Genomic DNA, 14,014 nt, shown 5'->3' with positions numbered 1-14,014 from the left:
GGTCGTCGCAGAGCGTGAACGGCGACTAAACGCCCTGGCCGGCGGGGCCAAGTGCGGTCCCAAGTGGACGCCAAGAGGACCGGGCGACGGTAGGCGCCCCTGACCGGTACCTCATCGTTGGAGCAGTCGGCGTGTCCCGCAGTACCGCTTTCCCCTCACCCTCGAACCAACGGCCCTACACGCACGAGATGGTGGTCGTGCACCGGGTCTTCCGGCGCGAGTCGGCCCTCGCACCCCGTCTGGTACGGGCCGTGCCCGACGGCGACACGGCCCGCGCGGCACAGCTCGCGGCCCACTTGGACGACTACGTCATGGGCCTGCACCATCACCACTCCCTGGAGGACGAGTTGGTGTGGCCGCTGCTGCACGCCCGGGGCGCGGACGGCGTACTCGTCGAGCGGATGGAGGAGCAGCACCGGCGCATCGACCGGACCCTGGCCGTCGTGGCGGAGTGGCAGCCCGCCTGGCTCCGGGAGGCGAACCCCATCGCCCGGGAGGAGCTCGCCCTGGCGCTGGCCGAGCATCACACGGTGCTGCTCGAACACCTCGACGACGAGGAGCGGTTGGTGCTGCCGCTGGTCGCCGAGCACCTGACCGTCGCCGAATGGGATCTGGTGGGCCGGCGCGGACTGGAGGGGCTGCCGAAGAACAAGGTGATGACGGCCGTCGGCGCGATCCTGGAGGACTCGACGCCCGAGGAGCGCGCCTACTTCCTCGGCAAGGCCCCGCTCCTCGGCCGGCTGCTGTTCAAGACCGTCGGCCGACGGCAGTACGCCGCTGCCTGCCGGGCCCTGCGCGGCGATCTGCACCCGGAGGCCGGCCGGTGAGCGTGCTCGACACCGTCCCCCTCGACGTCCTGGACGCCTACCGGACCTGCGAGTTCGTCACGCTCGGCCGGGACGGCGCGCCGGTGGTCTGGCCCGCCGCGGTCCGGCGGCAGGCCGACGGGACGCTGCTGCTGACCACTTCGCTGGCGTTCGCGCAGAAGGCGCTGAACGTGCGGCGGGACGGGCGGGTGGCCCTGCTCTGGTCCGACCCGACCGGCAGCGGCCTCACCGACGCCCCGCAGATCTTCGTCGGCGGCCTCGCCGTGTGCCCGGACGACATCAGGACGGGGCCGGAGGGCGCCGAGGACTACTGGCGGATGCTCTTCGAACGGCAGCCGCACAGCCGGTCCTACCTCGCCCCCGGCGTGCGACGGCTGATGGAGTGGTACTACCTGCGCCTGCACATCACCGTCACCCCGGAACAGGTCGAGGTGCGCCCGCCGTTGGCGCGGTCGGCCGCCGGGGCGGGAGTACCCGACGTGTCCCTGCTCGGTGCCGCGCAGCTCGCCCCCTATCCCGACGCGGTGCTGGCGGCCCGCGACAAGACCGGAGCGCCCGTACTCGCCCGGACCCGGCCCGTGGCGACGGACGCGGGCTTCGCGGTGGCGGTGCCCGGCGACTGCGCCGTGACGGCGGGCCCCGCCTCGCTGCTGGTGCACCGGCACGACGAGCGGCTGAACAACATGCGCAACACGCTCGTCCGCGGAGAGCTGCGGGAGGCCGGCGACGGCTGGCTGCTGGTGCCCGGCACGGTGGTGGAGCCGATGGGCTCCGGCCGCCCGAGCGACGCGGTACGGGTGCTGCGCCGGACCAGCCGGGCGACCGCCCGCTACCTGGAACGGCAGGGCCTCCCCCGGCCGCGCGTGCGGTGGGCGGAGTTCCGGGCACTGGCCAGGGGCGGCGCGGGCCACCCGCTACCCTGACCCCGTCACCGGGGCCTGTCAGCGCCCTGTCACCGTCTTCTGGGGGATCGCACCACCATGTTCCGGTATCTGCCGTTCCTGCTGGTCCTGGCGCTGTGGATCTACGCCTTCATCGACTGTCTGAACACCCCCGAGGAGCAGGTGCGCGGGCTGCCCAAGGTGATCTGGGTGATCATCATCCTGCTCTTCGGCGAGGTGCTGGTCGGGCCGATCGCCTGGCTGGTGGCAGGCAAGGTGAGGCACGCCCCGGCGGGTGGCGCCACGCCCTCCGAGTGGCACCGCAACCACCGCACGGAGTTCGTCGCGCCCGACGACAACCCCGAGTTCCTGCAGTCCCTCAAGGCCGAAGCCAAGAAGGACGAGGCGCTCCTCAAGGACTGGGAGGCCGACCTGCGTCGCCGCGAGGAGGAGCTGCGCCGCAAGGAGCGCGGCGAGGAGCCCAGGGCCGACTGATGGAGCTGCGGCTGCTGGTCACGTTCGAGAAGGTCGCCGCCGTGCTGAGCTTCACGCAGGCCGCGGCCGAGCTGAAGTACGCCCAGTCCAGCGTGACCGGTCAGGTACGGGCACTGGAGTCGTCCCTGGGCGTGGAGCTGTTCGACCGGCTCGGCAGCCGGATCCGGCTGACCGAGGCCGGTGAGCGGCTGCTGCCGTACGCCCGCCAGATCATCGAGCTCACCGAGGAGGCGCGGGCCGCGGTCACCGGCACCGAGGAGCCGACCGGTTCGCTGGTCGTCGGGACGATGGAGTCGCTGACCTCCTACCGGCTCCCGCCCCTGCTGGAGTTCTTCCACCACCGCTATCCCAAGGTCCGCCTCTCGCTGCGCACGACGATCGGCGACGAGACCCGGCAGGCGCTGCGGCAGGGGACGTACGACCTGGGATTCCTGATGGAGGCGGAGACCGAGCACCCGGGGCTGGAGAGCACGGTCCTGGCCGTCGAGCCGCTCGCGCTCGTCGCCGCTCCCCGACACCCCCTTGCCGGGCAGGAGTTCGGGACGGCGGACCTCGTACGGCAGTCCCTCCTCGCCACCGAGCCCGGCTGCGCCTACCGGGACTTGTTCGAGAACGAGCTCAAGTCCACCGGGGAAGCGGTGGACTTCATGGAGTTCGGGACGATCGAGGCCACCAAACGTGCCGCGGCGGCCGGTCTCGGGGTGGCGTTGCTGCCCGGGATCACGGTCGCCGCGGAGTTGACGGAAGGGTCGCTGGTGCGGCTGGCCTGGGAGCCGCCGTTCACGCTTCGGACGCAGCTGGCGTGGCGGTCCGGGAAGCGGCTGCCGGCGCATGTGCGGCTGTTCGTCGAGCAGGCTCGGCGGCTGGTTTCCGAGCAAGGGTGACCTTGAGGCTCGCCGTCACGATCAGCGGGACGCCGAGCGCCTGGACGAGGCCGATGTGGTGGCCGTACACCGCCCAGTCCATGACCATCGCGACCGCCGGGTAGACGAAGGCCAGGACGGCGATCTTCGAGGTCGGGAGCTTGGCGTAGGCGGCGTACATCAGGACGTACATGATCCCGGTGTGGACGAAGCCGAGGCCGACCAGCCAGCCCCAGTCCGCGCCGGTGCCGGCCATCGCGCCGAAGTCGGCGAAGGGGAGCAGCAGCGGGATGCCGACCAGGACCTGGACCAGGGCGATGAGGTGCGGGCGGACGCCGGTGATGCGCTTCGTCACGAGGGTGGAGAGGCCGTAGAGGAGCGCGGCGAGGAGGGCCTGGCCGATGCCGACGATGTACGTGCCGCCGCTGGTGAAGTCGGCCGGTGTGACGCCCGAGACCAGGATCAGGCCCGCGAAGGCCAGCGCGATCCAGCCGACCTTCGCCGCGGTGAGGCGCTCGCGGAAGAGGAGGGCGCCCAGGATCACCACGTAGAACGGCTGGGTGTGGTAGACCACCGTGGCGACCGAGATCGACGTGTTCTCGTACGACTGGAAGAGCAGGACCCAGTTGAAGACGATGAACACACCGCCCAGGACGGCGAGTCCGAGGGTGCGGGGTGTGAAGCCGTGGTCGCGGAGCCAGCCGCGGGCGATCACGTAGCCGCCGAGCGCGAGGGCGCCGAACAGGACACGGAAGAAGACGACGTCGAAGGGCGAGGCGCCCGACTCGACGACGAAGACACCGAGGGTGCCGGAGAGCACCATCGCGGTCGTCAGCTGGGCCGTGCCCTTGTTCTCTGAGGTCATGCCCACGAAGGTAGGAGCGGGCATCGGTGCTGGTCCACGCGCCAGTGGGGCGTCCGACCGATGGGGTCATCGGCGGGGCCGATGCGTGCAGGTTGTACGCCGCCGAGCCTCCCGGTGCGGACAATGCGCCCCTGGGCCCGGACCGGCCGGAACCGGACACTTGGCTCGCATGACGACTGCTCCCGCCGACTCCTCCGGCACCCTCGCCCCCGCATACGGTGACAAGGTCATCGCCGTCGAGACGGCGGGCTCCGAGCCCATCCCCGACGCCGAACGCCATGGCTCCCCGCTCCAGCTGCTGTGGACCTGGGCCTCGCCCAACATCGAGTTCGCGACCGTCTTCATCGGCGTGATCTCGGTCCTGTTCTTCGGGCTGAGCTTCTGGCAGGCCACCGGAGCCATCGTGCTCGGCACGGCGATCGGCGCGGTCACGCAGGGCGTACTGTCCCTGGACGGGCCGCGCTTCGGCGTCCCGCAGATGGTGATCGGCCGCTTCTCCTTCGGCCACCGCGGCAACATCCTGCCGTCCGCGGCCAACGGCCTGGTCGCGGGCGTCGGCTGGTTCGCGGTGAACAGCGTGAGCGCGGCCTTCGCGCTCAACACCCTCACCGGTCTGCGGCCGCTCCCCTCCCTCCTCCTGGTGGTCGTCGCCGAGATCCTGATCGGCTTCATCGGCCACAACTTCGTGCACAGCTTCGAGCGTTACGCCTTCCCGGCGCTCGCGGTGATCTTCCTGCTGGCGGGTGTGTGGACCTTCAAGGACGCCGACCTCGGCGGGGGCGGCACGGGTGGCGGCATCGGTGGCTTCCTGCTCGCGTTCAGCGCGGCCTGGGGTTACGCGGCCGGCTGGAACCCGTACGCCACGGACTACTCCCGCTACCTCCCGCGCACGGCGAACAAGCTGAAGACGATCGTCTACCCGGCCGTCGGCCTCTTCGTCTCGGTCGCCGTGGTCGCGGTCATCGGCGCGGCCTCGGCGACCATCGTCGCCCCGAAGGACGCCACCCCGACAGCCGCCTTCACCGGCCATCTCCCGGGCTGGCTCGGCGACCTGGTCCTGATCGCCATCATCCTCGGCGCGATTTCGGCGAACGCCCTCAACGTCTACTCCGGCGCCATCTCCATCGCCTCCTTCGGCCTGAACCTCCCCACCTGGCTGAGCCGCAGCGTGCTGGTCGTGGTCTCCGGGATCGCCGGTACGGCGGCGGCCTGGGCGTCCCTCGATGACGCGGGCGCCGCGTACGAGGCGTTCCTGCTGGTCATCGCGTACTGGGTGGCGCCCTGGCTCGGGGTGGTGCTGGTGGAGCGGTGGCTTCAGGGCCGTACCGCCACCGACGAGGAGCTGGCGGCCCGCCTGACCGACCGCTCCTTCACCAACTGGCCCGGCATCGCCGCCCTGTTGATCGGCGTGGCGGTCTCCGTCCCGCTCTTCTCCAACCAGGAGGACTACGTCGGTTACGTGCCGAAGCACTGGCCGTCCTTCGGCGACAGCACTCCGCTGGTCGGGTTCCTGCTGAGCGCGGTGCTGTACGCGGTGCTGCGGCGGCCCAAGGGTCAGGCGGCGCCCGGTTCGGCCTGATCGACGTCGGTGTCGTGCAGGCGGACGGTCACGCCCTTCAGGGCCGAGCCGCAGACCTCGTCGTCGAAGGCGGCCGAGGGGATGCGCCAGACGTCGGCGGTCTGCCGGTCCTCGTCGACGGACAGGCCGGTGAAGACGGTCGTGCAGGGTTTCCGGCCGGCCAGCCTGTCGATGTGGGCGAGGACCCGCTCCAGCGGGGAGCCGTCGTCGGCGCCCATGGTGCGCAGGCCGTGCAGGACCAGGGCGACCATGACGGCCACGGCGACCACCGCGACGGCCACACCGGCCCACATGACTTTCTGCCAACGCTTCTTCATGCGCCCCTCCCGCGCGCCGAGTTGTACTGAGACGCGGGAGGGGACGGAAGCGTTCAGACCGTCCGCTCGTCCCTCAGGACCAGCTCCAGCAGGCCCGGGAAGCGGGCCTCGAACTCCGCCCTGCGCAGCCGGTTGACCCGCCTCGGGCCCTCGTCCCGCTGCTCGACCAGGCCGGCTCCCCGCAGCACGGTGAAGTGGTGGCTGAGCGCCGCCTTGCCGACCGGCACGTCGAAGCTGCCGCAGCTGCGCGTCCACTCGGCAGACCTCGCCAGTTCCCTGACGAGGCTGATGCGCACCGGGTCGGCGAGCGCGGCCAGGGCGGTCTGGACGGAGACCTCGTCGGGGTGGGTGTGCTCGGGGGCGGCCCGATGAGAGGTGGGGACCTGCGCCACGCGGACTCCTTCAGACTTGCAGACTTGCCCACTGTTCGATGAAAACCATACACTCGCGACTGTTCGCTTCCCATCGAACACTCGTGAGGGGTGTCGTGTCATGCGCGCGGTCGAGATCCAGGAGTACGGCGGTCCCGAGGTCCTGAAGGTCGTGGAGGCGGAGGTCCCCGAGCCGGGCCCCGGCCAGGTGAGCATCGACGTCGCGTACACCGGCGTGAACTTCGCCGACCTCAAGGCGCGCGGCGAGGGCTACCGGGTGCCGCACCTGCCCTTCGTCCCCGGCCTGGAGGCGTCCGGTCGGATCCGCGCCCTCGGCGAGGGCGTCGAGGGGCTCGCCGTCGGCCAGGAGGTCACGGCGCTGACCGAGGGCGGCGCCTACGCGGACGTCGCCCTCGCGAACGCGCCCACCGTCTTCCCGGTCCCGTCCGGGGTCGGTCTGCGCACGGCGGCGACCCTGCCGACCGTGCTCCCGACGGCGTACGCCCTCGTCCACTCCGTGGGCCGGCTCCAGCCCGGCGAGACGGTGCTGGTGCAGGGCGCGGCGGGCGGGATCGGCACGGTGGTCGGGCAGTTGGCGAAGGCGGCGGGCGCGGGGGCCGTGTACGGGGTGGTGTCGGGGGCGGCCAAGGCGGCGTACGCGCGCGAGTACGGGTACGACGAGGTGTTCGTCGGCAAGTTCGCGGAGGCGGTGCGGGCGGCGACCGGCGGCCGCGGGGTCGACCTCGCCCTCGACCCCGTCGGCGGCGACGCCTTCCGCGCCTCTCTGGCCTCGCTCGCGGTGTTCGGGCGGCTGGTCTCCTTCGGCAACGCGAGCTCGGCGCCGGCGTGGAGCGTGGGGCAGCCGGAGCTGTATCCGACGGGAGTGTCGGTGGGCGGCTTCTCGATCCTGACGCTGGCCAGGACGGCACCGGACGAGCTGCGGACGCTGGCCGGGCGGGCCTTCGCGAAGGCGGTGGACGGGACGGTGTCGCTGCCGGTCACCGCCGAGTTCGGTCTGGAGGGGGCGGCGGAGGCACACCGGCTGATGGGGGCCCGCACCAGCACGGGCAAGCTGCTGCTGCGGGTGGGCGGCTGAGCTCAGACCTTCGACCAGCGCTGGGTCGTGTCACCGGACGTGCAGGTGTCCGTGACCGGCCAACCCGCCGAGTCCTCCAGGCACTGGCTGTTGGACACGTTCTGGAGGGTGCCGCCGGAGCCCGTGCGCCAGGTCTGCTCGGACTCCGAACCGCATTCGCTCACCGAGGCGAGGGGGTTCCCGGAGGGCACCAGGGTCATGCACTGGCCGGTCCACTCATTGACCATGCGGTAGGTGCCGCCCGACACGGTCCTGCTGGCCCAGGTGGCCGCCGAGCTGTCCGTGCAGTCCCCGAAGCGCACTCCGTACGAGCCGGTGGTGTTCTCCACGACCAGACACTGGCCGTTGGAGGCGTTCTTGATCCGGTACGAGGTGGAGGAGGAGGAGGGCTCGGTGGTGGAGGAGCCGCCGGAGCTGCTCGATCCGCCGGTGCTGCTGGAGCCGCTCGAACCCGAACTGCCCGAGCTCTTCCCGCCGTCGGAGCTTCCGGACCCGCCCTGCGAGCCTGTGCTCCCGGCCCCGGCCGCCTGACCGCCGCCGCCGCTCTTCTTCGCCGACGGGGAGGCCGACTTGCCCGGAGACGCCGAACCGGACGGGCTCGCGGACGCCGACGGCGTGCCGGTGGCCGACGCCTGGACCGAGACGGACGGCGTGGCAGCGCCCTCGCCCTGCGCGTCGGAGGCGTAGGGCAGGAGCTGGATCGCCAGGGTCGCGCCGGTGGCCACGACGACGACGGGCACGACGGCGAAGAAGACGCGAGTACGACGACTGCGCTCACGCCGACGCTTGCGACCGCCACCACCGACGTCCGACCCTCCGGACCCCGGCGCCTCTGCCCCCGGCCCGGCACCGACACCCCGTGCACCGGGCTGAGCGACACCCGGCACCACCCCCGCCCCCGGCACCGCGGCCCCAGACCCGGACCCAGCCGCCGCACCAGCCCCAGCACCCGGACCCGCAGCCCCAGACCCAGACCCCGCATCCACGCCCGGCTGCGCAGCCTCAAACCCGGACCCAGCCGCCCCCGCATCCGCGCCCGACCCCGCAGCCCCAGCTCCAGACCCAGCCCCCGCATCCGCCCCCGGCGCCACCGATCCCGCTTCAGCCCCCGGCTCCAGAGCCCCGGCCCCCACCCCGGCCGGCAGAGTCGGCGCGGGTGTGGGTACTTCGTCGGCCTCCGGTACTCGTAGCGCGAACTCGGCCCGCTCGGCCAGTAGTCCCGCGAGCTCCTCCGGCCACGGCGGTGGCTCGAACGGCCCATGTCCCGCGGCGAGTTCGATGAGTTCGGTGGCCGTGGGCCGGTCCTCGGGGTTCTTGGCGAGGCAGGACGCGATGGTGTCGGCCAGCCGCGGGTCGAGTTCGCGCACCGGGCCGAGGTCGGGCTCCTCGTGCACGATGCGGTACAGCACCGCGTGCCCGGACTCGTCGCCGAACGGCGGCTCGCCGGTCGCCGCGTACGCCAGCACCGAGCCGAGAGCGAAGACGTCGACCGCCCCGGTCAACTCCCGCGCCCCGGAGGCCTGTTCGGGCGCCATGTAGGCGGGCGTGCCCACCACGACACCGATGCTGGTCAGCTGGCTCTGCTCGGCCGCGCGGGCGACGCCGAAGTCGATGAGGGTGAGGCCGTCGCCGGTCAGCATGACGTTGGACGGCTTGACGTCCCGGTGCACCATCGCCAGCCCGTGCACGGCAGTGAGCCCCGCGGCGACGTCCCGGAGCAGCAGCCACAGCGCGCCGGCCGGCAGCGGCCCGCCGTTCAGCTCGACGGCTTCGCGCAGGGTGAGTCCGGGGACGTACGCGGTGGCGAACCACGGCGGCCGGGCCGTGCGGTCGCTGGCGATCAGCGGCGCGGTGGCCTCGGCGGGCAGCCGGGCGAGGTTGTCCAGCTCGTGTCCGAAGCGCCGCAGGAACCGCTCGTCGGCGCCGGCGACCGAGGGCAGGACCTGCTTGACGGCGACGTACCGCCCCTGGTGCACACCCAGATAGACCCGGCCCATACCGCCGGCCCCGAGCCTGCCCACCAGCGGAATCGAACCGATCGCCCGCGGATCCTCCGCCTCCAGCGGCTCGGCGCCGCTCCCCGTGAGATCGAACACGCTGCCCCGTATTCCCCGTTCGCACTCGGTCACCGCTGTCACCGCTGTCACCGCTGTACCGGCGGCGGCCCGCCCGTTCCCCCCATGGACGGGCGGACACGCGCGTCGGCACGATCAAGTCTGGGTCAGTAGCCAGTAGAATTGGAAGCACTTTCTAGAAAAACGCTCTAGATCTCCGGAAAAACACTCTAGATCTCTGGATACGGAACCGATGACTCCAAAGCAGCAACGCGGCGAGGCGACCGTGGACCGCCTCCTCGACGCCGCGCTGCGCCTTTACGCCGAGTCGGGCGAACAGGGCCTGACGGTCAGCGCCGTCACCAAGGCCAGCGGGGTCAGCCTGGGCAGCCTCTACCACCACTTCGGCAGCATCGACGGCCTGGTCGTCGCCCTCGCCCAGCGCTGGCTGGGCCGGCTGCTGGGCGGCCTGGTCACGGCGGTGCAGGCGACGACGACCACCCGGGAGGGCATCGACGCGCTCGTCGGGGCCTATCTCGGGTTCGTCCAGGAGTACCCGGACGCCTCCCGGCTCGTGCACTCCCCCCTGGCCGACCGGCACAGCATGCAGAGCGGGCAGGAGCAGCGGGACGCCCAGGAGGCGAGGGTGTCGGCCTTCGCGCTCTGGGTGCAACCCCGCCTGGAGTCGGGCGAGTTGGCCCCGCTCCCGCTCCCCCTCGTCGAGTCCCTCGTCTTGGGTCCGGTCGTCGCCGTGGCCCGCCGCTGGCTCTCCGGCATCCACGACGTCGACCTCGACGAGGCGGCCCGCGTCCTGCCGGACCGGATCTGGCGCTCGATCCGCGCCGACCGCCCCTGAGGCCTTCCGCCACCCTCTCCGGTCAGCCGAAGTCCGGCAGCTCACTGCTACAGGTCAGCGCGGTGTCGGTCGGGACGAGCCGCTCCACGGAACCCGGGCGACCGTCGGTGATCCGCAGCTGGGCGGGCGTGAGATACCCGATGAACAGCTCCGTGTTCGCGGGCATGGCGTCGGGCAGGAAGTCGAAGGTGACCCGGTCGTCCCCCGACCGCCGCCCCTTCATGACCTTGTCCACACCGCTGCCGACGCCGGAGTCGTCCAGCTTCTGCTTGTCGCCCGGCCCCTTGCAGAACTCACCGACCTTGACGATCACCGGGAACCCGGCGTCGTGCAGGGCCCGCTCCAGCCCCGCGTGGTCGTCGAAGTACGCCTGCTTGTCCCAACTCACCCGCACCGAGCCGTCCTTGAGGCTGTCGACGGTGTAGGCGGCGGTACGGACGTGCACGGTGCCGGCACCGGTCGCGAGCTCGGCGGACGGCGGTGCGGTGGACGGGTGACCGTACGTCGGCACACCGAGCGCGAGCCCGGCCGCGACGGCGGTGGCACCGGCGGTGAGGGCGATCCGGCGCCGCCGACGCCGGGCCCGCCCGTCGGCGACGATCCGCTCGACGGGAACGTCGAGGGTGACGTCGGCGAGTGACTCCTTCAGAGCATCCAGTACGTCCATGTCATGCGCGTTCATTTTCCGGCCTCCGGGGTCGGGACGAGGTGGCCGCGCAGGGTCGCGACGGCCCGGGAGAGGTGGGCGGTGACGGTGCCGGGCGCGATGCCCAGCGCCTTCGCGGTGGCCTCGGTGTCGAGGTCGAGGAAGACCCGGAAGGCGATCACCTCCCGCTGGCGGCGCGGCAGTTGACGCAGCAGCGCGAGAAGGGACGGATCGAGCCCGCCGTCCCCCTCCCCCGAGGGCTGCACGACATCGTGCCCCTCCCCCAGCGCGACCTCACGCCGCCGCCGACGCCACCAGGAGACCCGCGCGTTGAGCGCCGTACGCACCACCCACGCCCGCGGCGCCGGATGCCGGGCGACCTTCGCCCACCCCGCCCACGCCCGCGTAAACGCCTCGGCCACCAGATCCTCGGCCAACTGCCGCTCCCCCACACCGGCAAGCACGGCCCTCAGACACACGTCCCGACTACTGCGATAGAACTCCGCGAACTCCAACTCCTTCACATCCCGTATACGCCGGGGGGCGGGGATTCGCTTACCCGATTCCCATGGACGGAGAAACGCCACACCTTCTCTGGACATTCGGCGGCGAATTTTGACACGGTGCGGTTCACCGGCCCACGTTCGAACACGTGGCCGATGATGTCCGCCCGGGAGGCCCGTATGTACCTCGACTTCTACGCCTCGCACAGCACCTTCTCCGACCCCGGCGAACTCGGCAGCCGTTACGCCGACCTGCCACCCGACCCGGCCCGACTCGCCCGCGTCTCACGGGACTTGCTGATCCACCGCGTGGAGGGCCCGCTCTTCGACCACACCCACCCGACCGATCGCCTCCACAACGACGCCGAGACGCGCTACGTAGACGACATCCTGCGGATCCTGGTCGACCGCGACGCCGCCCCGCTGGGCCGACGGCGGGAGGTGGGCGATCGGTTCGTCGGAACCTGCCGGGACTTCGCACTCCTGCACTGCTCGTTCCTGCGGCACACGGGAATCCCGGCCCGTATCCGCTCCGGCTTCGCCGACTACTTCGGTACGACCGGTTTCCATTACGACCACGTGGTCACCGAGTACTGGGACGGGGAGCGGGGCTGGCTGCTCGCGGACCCGCAGCTCGCCGACCCCGCCATCACCGCCAACTGGCCCGCGGACTTCGACCCGATGGACGTCCCCCGGCACCGCTTCCTGGTGGCGGGGGAGGCATGGCGGGCGATCCGGGAAGGCCGCGCGGACCAGCGGACCTTCGGCCTCCACCCACCGGAGGAAGGTCCGTTCTGGGGCGAGCGGTTCGTGGCCGGGAACATCCGCCTCGATCTGGCGATGCTCAACAAGGTCGAGACACTCCTGTGGGACGAGTGGGGCCTGGACGAAGGCAATCCGGGCACGCCCCTGCCCGAAGCGGTGCGCGAACTCTACGACCGGGCCGCCCTGGTCGCCGGGGACGACGTACCCTTCGACGCCGCGCGCAAGCTGTTCGCCGAGGACGACACCCTGCGCACTCCGAGCACGGTCCTGTGCTCGGCACCCTTCAACGGGCCCAGCCACGTCGCCCTGCGCCGGTGACTCAAGGCGCCGATACGGTGGGCCGGTTGTGCAGGTCGACCATCGTGCGGATGTGCGGCGGCAGCCAGTCCTCGGAGGGCGCCGGGCCCGGGGAGAGCTCCTTGAGCACCTCGTCCGGCAGCGGACGGAGCGCCGGGTCGGTCTCACGGCAACGGGTGATGACCCCGACGAGACCGGCCGGGAGCAACTCCAGCGCGGACTCCAGGGACTCGCCGTCTCTGAGCGGTGCGGCTCCCGCGGCATGGCAGAGCACCGTGCCGAAGGCGTACATGTCGGTGGCGGGGGTGATCTGCGCCCCCGTGAACTGCTCCGGCGCGAGGAACCCCAGGGTGCCGACGACATGCCCGGAGCGGGTGAGCTTGGAGCCGTCCAGGGCGCGGGCGAGACCGAAGTCGATGATCCGTGGCCCCATTCCGGACACGATGATGTTGCTGGGTTTCAGGTCCCGATGGACGATGCCACAGACGTGGATTCCCCTGAGCGCATCGGCGACCCCAAGGGCAAGCGTGTACAGGGTCCGCGTGGGCAAGGCACCCACCTGCTTGAGGACGTCGTCCAACGAGGGGCCGGGAATGTACTCCGTGGCCAGCCACGGCGGGTCACCGTCGGCATCGGCGTCCACCACCGGCGCCGTATGGAAGCCGCCGACCCGCTGCACGGAGTCGATCTCACGCCGGAACCGCTTGCGGAACATGGGTTCCTCGGTGAACTCCTTCTTGATGACCTTCACCGCGACCAGCCGCTCTCCAGGAGTCACCCCGAGGTACACGGTCCCCATCCCGCCCTGTCCCAGCCGTGCCCTCAGCCGGTAGCTGCCGAGGCGGCGCGGGTCGTCCCGGTGGAGCGGCTCGTGCACGGGACGGCGAGCGGCCGGGGTGTACGCCGGTTTCCTGTCACCCGCGCCGTCCTGGTCGCCCCGCGCGGCGGCCACCGCCCGCTCCGTCTCCGCCTGCACCAGCGCGGCCTGGCGCTCGCCCTCGGCCCGGAGAATGGCGGCACGCTTCTCACTGTTGGCACGCATCTGCTCCTCCTCGGCCCTGCGCAGGGGCTCGGGGAGGTCGATGGTCTTGAGCTCGACTTGGTTGACGCGGACGCCCCACATGCTGGTGCGCTCGTCGAGGACGCCACGCAGGGCCGCGTTGATCTCCTCGCGGCTTGCCAGGAGCATCTGCAGGTCCATCCCGCCGACGATGTTGCGGAGCGTGTTGAAGGCGACCAGCTGGATGGACTGGACGTAGTTGTCGACCTCATAGGTGGCATATCGACCGTCCGTCACCTGGTAATAGACGATCATGTCGACGTCGATGACCACCCGGTCCTCGGTGATCACCGACTCCGGCGGGTAGATGTTGAACTGTTCTCGCAGGTCGACGCGGTTGCGGATGCGGTCGATGAACGGGACGACGATGTTGAGGCCCGCGTTCATCGTCCGCGTGTAGCGGCCGAACCGCTCGACGACCTGACAGCTGGCCTGCGGCACGACCCTCACGGTGACGGCAGGGAGCAGGACGATCACCGCCCCCACGACGATCAGCACGATCCAGCCCACCGCCATCGCGTCCCCCATCCCCCGCTGCC

Annotated in this window: 15 protein-coding genes and 1 pseudogene; 8 read left to right on the top strand and 8 right to left on the bottom strand. The window is 71.5% G+C overall.

Annotation, left to right across the window (positions count from 1 at the left end; genetic code table 11):
• Positions 1 to 131: 131 nt before the first annotated feature.
• From ACQEWB_RS27835 to ACQEWB_RS27820, 4 genes are read left to right on the top strand one after another with little or no spacing between them, the layout of a single operon-like run.
• The gene (locus ACQEWB_RS27835) at positions 132 to 827 is read left to right on the top strand and encodes a hemerythrin domain-containing protein (RefSeq protein ID WP_432835614.1); all 696 of its coding nucleotides are present in this window, start codon (positions 132 to 134) and stop codon (positions 825 to 827) included.
• Positions 824 to 1,750 (top strand): pyridoxamine 5'-phosphate oxidase family protein, encoded by a 927-nt coding sequence (locus tag ACQEWB_RS27830; RefSeq protein ID WP_432835611.1) that lies wholly within the window; start codon positions 824 to 826, stop codon positions 1,748 to 1,750. The genes ACQEWB_RS27835 and ACQEWB_RS27830 overlap by 4 nt, the downstream gene beginning before the upstream one ends.
• A 57-nt stretch (positions 1,751 to 1,807) precedes the next feature.
• The gene (locus tag ACQEWB_RS27825; RefSeq protein ID WP_432835609.1) at positions 1,808 to 2,203 is read left to right on the top strand and encodes a PLD nuclease N-terminal domain-containing protein; all 396 of its coding nucleotides are present in this window, start codon (positions 1,808 to 1,810) and stop codon (positions 2,201 to 2,203) included.
• Entirely contained in the window at positions 2,203 to 3,087 is an 885-nt protein-coding gene (locus tag ACQEWB_RS27820) for a LysR family transcriptional regulator (protein ID WP_432835607.1), read from the top strand. The genes ACQEWB_RS27825 and ACQEWB_RS27820 overlap by 1 nt, the downstream gene beginning before the upstream one ends.
• Here ACQEWB_RS27820 and ACQEWB_RS27815 read toward each other — a convergent pair.
• Positions 2,984 to 3,931 carry a DMT family transporter gene (locus ACQEWB_RS27815; protein WP_432835604.1) on the bottom strand — a complete coding sequence of 316 codons (948 nt, stop codon included), beginning with the start codon at positions 3,929 to 3,931 and terminating at the stop codon, positions 2,984 to 2,986. The genes ACQEWB_RS27820 and ACQEWB_RS27815 overlap by 104 nt on opposite strands.
• A gap of 169 nt (positions 3,932 to 4,100) precedes the next feature.
• Between ACQEWB_RS27815 and ACQEWB_RS27810 the strand changes: the two genes are divergently transcribed.
• Positions 4,101 to 5,510 carry a purine-cytosine permease family protein gene (locus ACQEWB_RS27810; RefSeq protein ID WP_432835602.1) on the top strand — a complete coding sequence of 470 codons (1,410 nt, stop codon included), beginning with the start codon at positions 4,101 to 4,103 and terminating at the stop codon, positions 5,508 to 5,510.
• On the opposite strand, the gene ACQEWB_RS27805 is transcribed toward ACQEWB_RS27810, so the two are convergent.
• Positions 5,486 to 5,827 carry a hypothetical protein gene (locus tag ACQEWB_RS27805; RefSeq protein WP_432835600.1) on the bottom strand — a complete coding sequence of 114 codons (342 nt, stop codon included), beginning with the start codon at positions 5,825 to 5,827 and terminating at the stop codon, positions 5,486 to 5,488. The two genes, ACQEWB_RS27810 and ACQEWB_RS27805, sit on opposite strands and share 25 nt — an antisense overlap.
• Before the next feature lie 53 nt (positions 5,828 to 5,880).
• The gene (locus tag ACQEWB_RS27800) at positions 5,881 to 6,219 is read right to left on the bottom strand and encodes an ArsR/SmtB family transcription factor (protein ID WP_432835598.1); all 339 of its coding nucleotides are present in this window, start codon (positions 6,217 to 6,219) and stop codon (positions 5,881 to 5,883) included.
• Positions 6,220 to 6,319: 100 nt separating this feature from the next.
• Here ACQEWB_RS27800 and ACQEWB_RS27795 point away from each other — a divergent pair, with 100 nt between their 5' ends.
• Positions 6,320 to 7,294: a quinone oxidoreductase family protein gene (locus ACQEWB_RS27795; protein WP_432835596.1), complete on the top strand. Its 975-nt coding sequence runs from the start codon at positions 6,320 to 6,322 to the stop codon at positions 7,292 to 7,294.
• 2 nt (positions 7,295 to 7,296) lie between these two features.
• On the opposite strand, the gene ACQEWB_RS27790 is transcribed toward ACQEWB_RS27795, so the two are convergent.
• The gene (locus ACQEWB_RS27790) at positions 7,297 to 8,019 is read right to left on the bottom strand and encodes an RICIN domain-containing protein (protein WP_432844045.1); all 723 of its coding nucleotides are present in this window, start codon (positions 8,017 to 8,019) and stop codon (positions 7,297 to 7,299) included.
• Between the two features lie 69 nt (positions 8,020 to 8,088).
• Positions 8,089 to 9,390, bottom strand: a pseudogene (locus ACQEWB_RS27785) (serine/threonine-protein kinase); the annotation flags it as partial.
• A 211-nt stretch (positions 9,391 to 9,601) separates the two neighbouring features.
• Here ACQEWB_RS27785 and ACQEWB_RS27780 point away from each other — a divergent pair.
• Complete coding sequence (locus tag ACQEWB_RS27780; protein WP_432835594.1) at positions 9,602 to 10,204, top strand: TetR/AcrR family transcriptional regulator; 603 nt, start codon at positions 9,602 to 9,604, stop codon at positions 10,202 to 10,204.
• Positions 10,205 to 10,226: 22 nt separating this feature from the next.
• Here the strand turns inward: ACQEWB_RS27780 and ACQEWB_RS27775 are convergent, their stop codons facing one another.
• Positions 10,227 to 10,886 carry a hypothetical protein gene (locus tag ACQEWB_RS27775; protein ID WP_432835592.1) on the bottom strand — a complete coding sequence of 220 codons (660 nt, stop codon included), beginning with the start codon at positions 10,884 to 10,886 and terminating at the stop codon, positions 10,227 to 10,229.
• Positions 10,883 to 11,452 carry a sigma-70 family RNA polymerase sigma factor gene (locus tag ACQEWB_RS27770; protein WP_432835590.1) on the bottom strand — a complete coding sequence of 190 codons (570 nt, stop codon included), beginning with the start codon at positions 11,450 to 11,452 and terminating at the stop codon, positions 10,883 to 10,885. Before ACQEWB_RS27770 ends, ACQEWB_RS27775 begins: the two co-directional genes overlap by 4 nt.
• A gap of 81 nt (positions 11,453 to 11,533) precedes the next feature.
• On the opposite strand from ACQEWB_RS27770, the gene ACQEWB_RS27765 reads away from it, so the two are divergent.
• The gene (locus tag ACQEWB_RS27765) at positions 11,534 to 12,436 is read left to right on the top strand and encodes a transglutaminase-like domain-containing protein (RefSeq protein ID WP_432835588.1); all 903 of its coding nucleotides are present in this window, start codon (positions 11,534 to 11,536) and stop codon (positions 12,434 to 12,436) included.
• A 1-nt stretch (position 12,437) separates the two neighbouring features.
• On the opposite strand, the gene ACQEWB_RS27760 is transcribed toward ACQEWB_RS27765, so the two are convergent.
• Positions 12,438 to 14,003, bottom strand: coding sequence for a protein kinase domain-containing protein (locus tag ACQEWB_RS27760; protein ID WP_432835586.1), 1,566 nt, complete (start codon positions 14,001 to 14,003; stop codon positions 12,438 to 12,440).
• Positions 14,004 to 14,014 lie beyond the last annotated feature (11 nt).

The organism is Streptomyces sp. CA-249302, assembly GCF_050936785.1.
GTDB lineage: Bacteria > Actinomycetota > Actinomycetes > Streptomycetales > Streptomycetaceae > Streptomyces.
The sequence above is the reverse complement of the archived record's forward strand: the minus strand, read 5'-3'. Positions and strand labels throughout refer to the sequence as shown.

Coding starts and splice junctions, on each gene's coding strand:
- ACQEWB_RS27805 (WP_432835600.1), bottom strand. CDS start 5,827: ATGAAGAAGCGTTGGCAGAAAGTCATGTGGGCCGGTGTGGCCGTCGCG.
- ACQEWB_RS27815 (WP_432835604.1), bottom strand. CDS start 3,931: ATGACCTCAGAGAACAAGGGCACGGCCCAGCTGACGACCGCGATGGTG.
- ACQEWB_RS27820 (WP_432835607.1), top strand. CDS start 2,203: ATGGAGCTGCGGCTGCTGGTCACGTTCGAGAAGGTCGCCGCCGTGCTG.
- ACQEWB_RS27765 (WP_432835588.1), top strand. CDS start 11,534: ATGTACCTCGACTTCTACGCCTCGCACAGCACCTTCTCCGACCCCGGC.
- ACQEWB_RS27770 (WP_432835590.1), bottom strand. CDS start 11,452: ATGTCCAGAGAAGGTGTGGCGTTTCTCCGTCCATGGGAATCGGGTAAG.
- ACQEWB_RS27775 (WP_432835592.1), bottom strand. CDS start 10,886: ATGAACGCGCATGACATGGACGTACTGGATGCTCTGAAGGAGTCACTC.
- ACQEWB_RS27760 (WP_432835586.1), bottom strand. CDS start 14,003: ATGGGGGACGCGATGGCGGTGGGCTGGATCGTGCTGATCGTCGTGGGG.
- ACQEWB_RS27795 (WP_432835596.1), top strand. CDS start 6,320: ATGCGCGCGGTCGAGATCCAGGAGTACGGCGGTCCCGAGGTCCTGAAG.
- ACQEWB_RS27810 (WP_432835602.1), top strand. CDS start 4,101: ATGACGACTGCTCCCGCCGACTCCTCCGGCACCCTCGCCCCCGCATAC.
- ACQEWB_RS27780 (WP_432835594.1), top strand. CDS start 9,602: ATGACTCCAAAGCAGCAACGCGGCGAGGCGACCGTGGACCGCCTCCTC.
- ACQEWB_RS27825 (WP_432835609.1), top strand. CDS start 1,808: ATGTTCCGGTATCTGCCGTTCCTGCTGGTCCTGGCGCTGTGGATCTAC.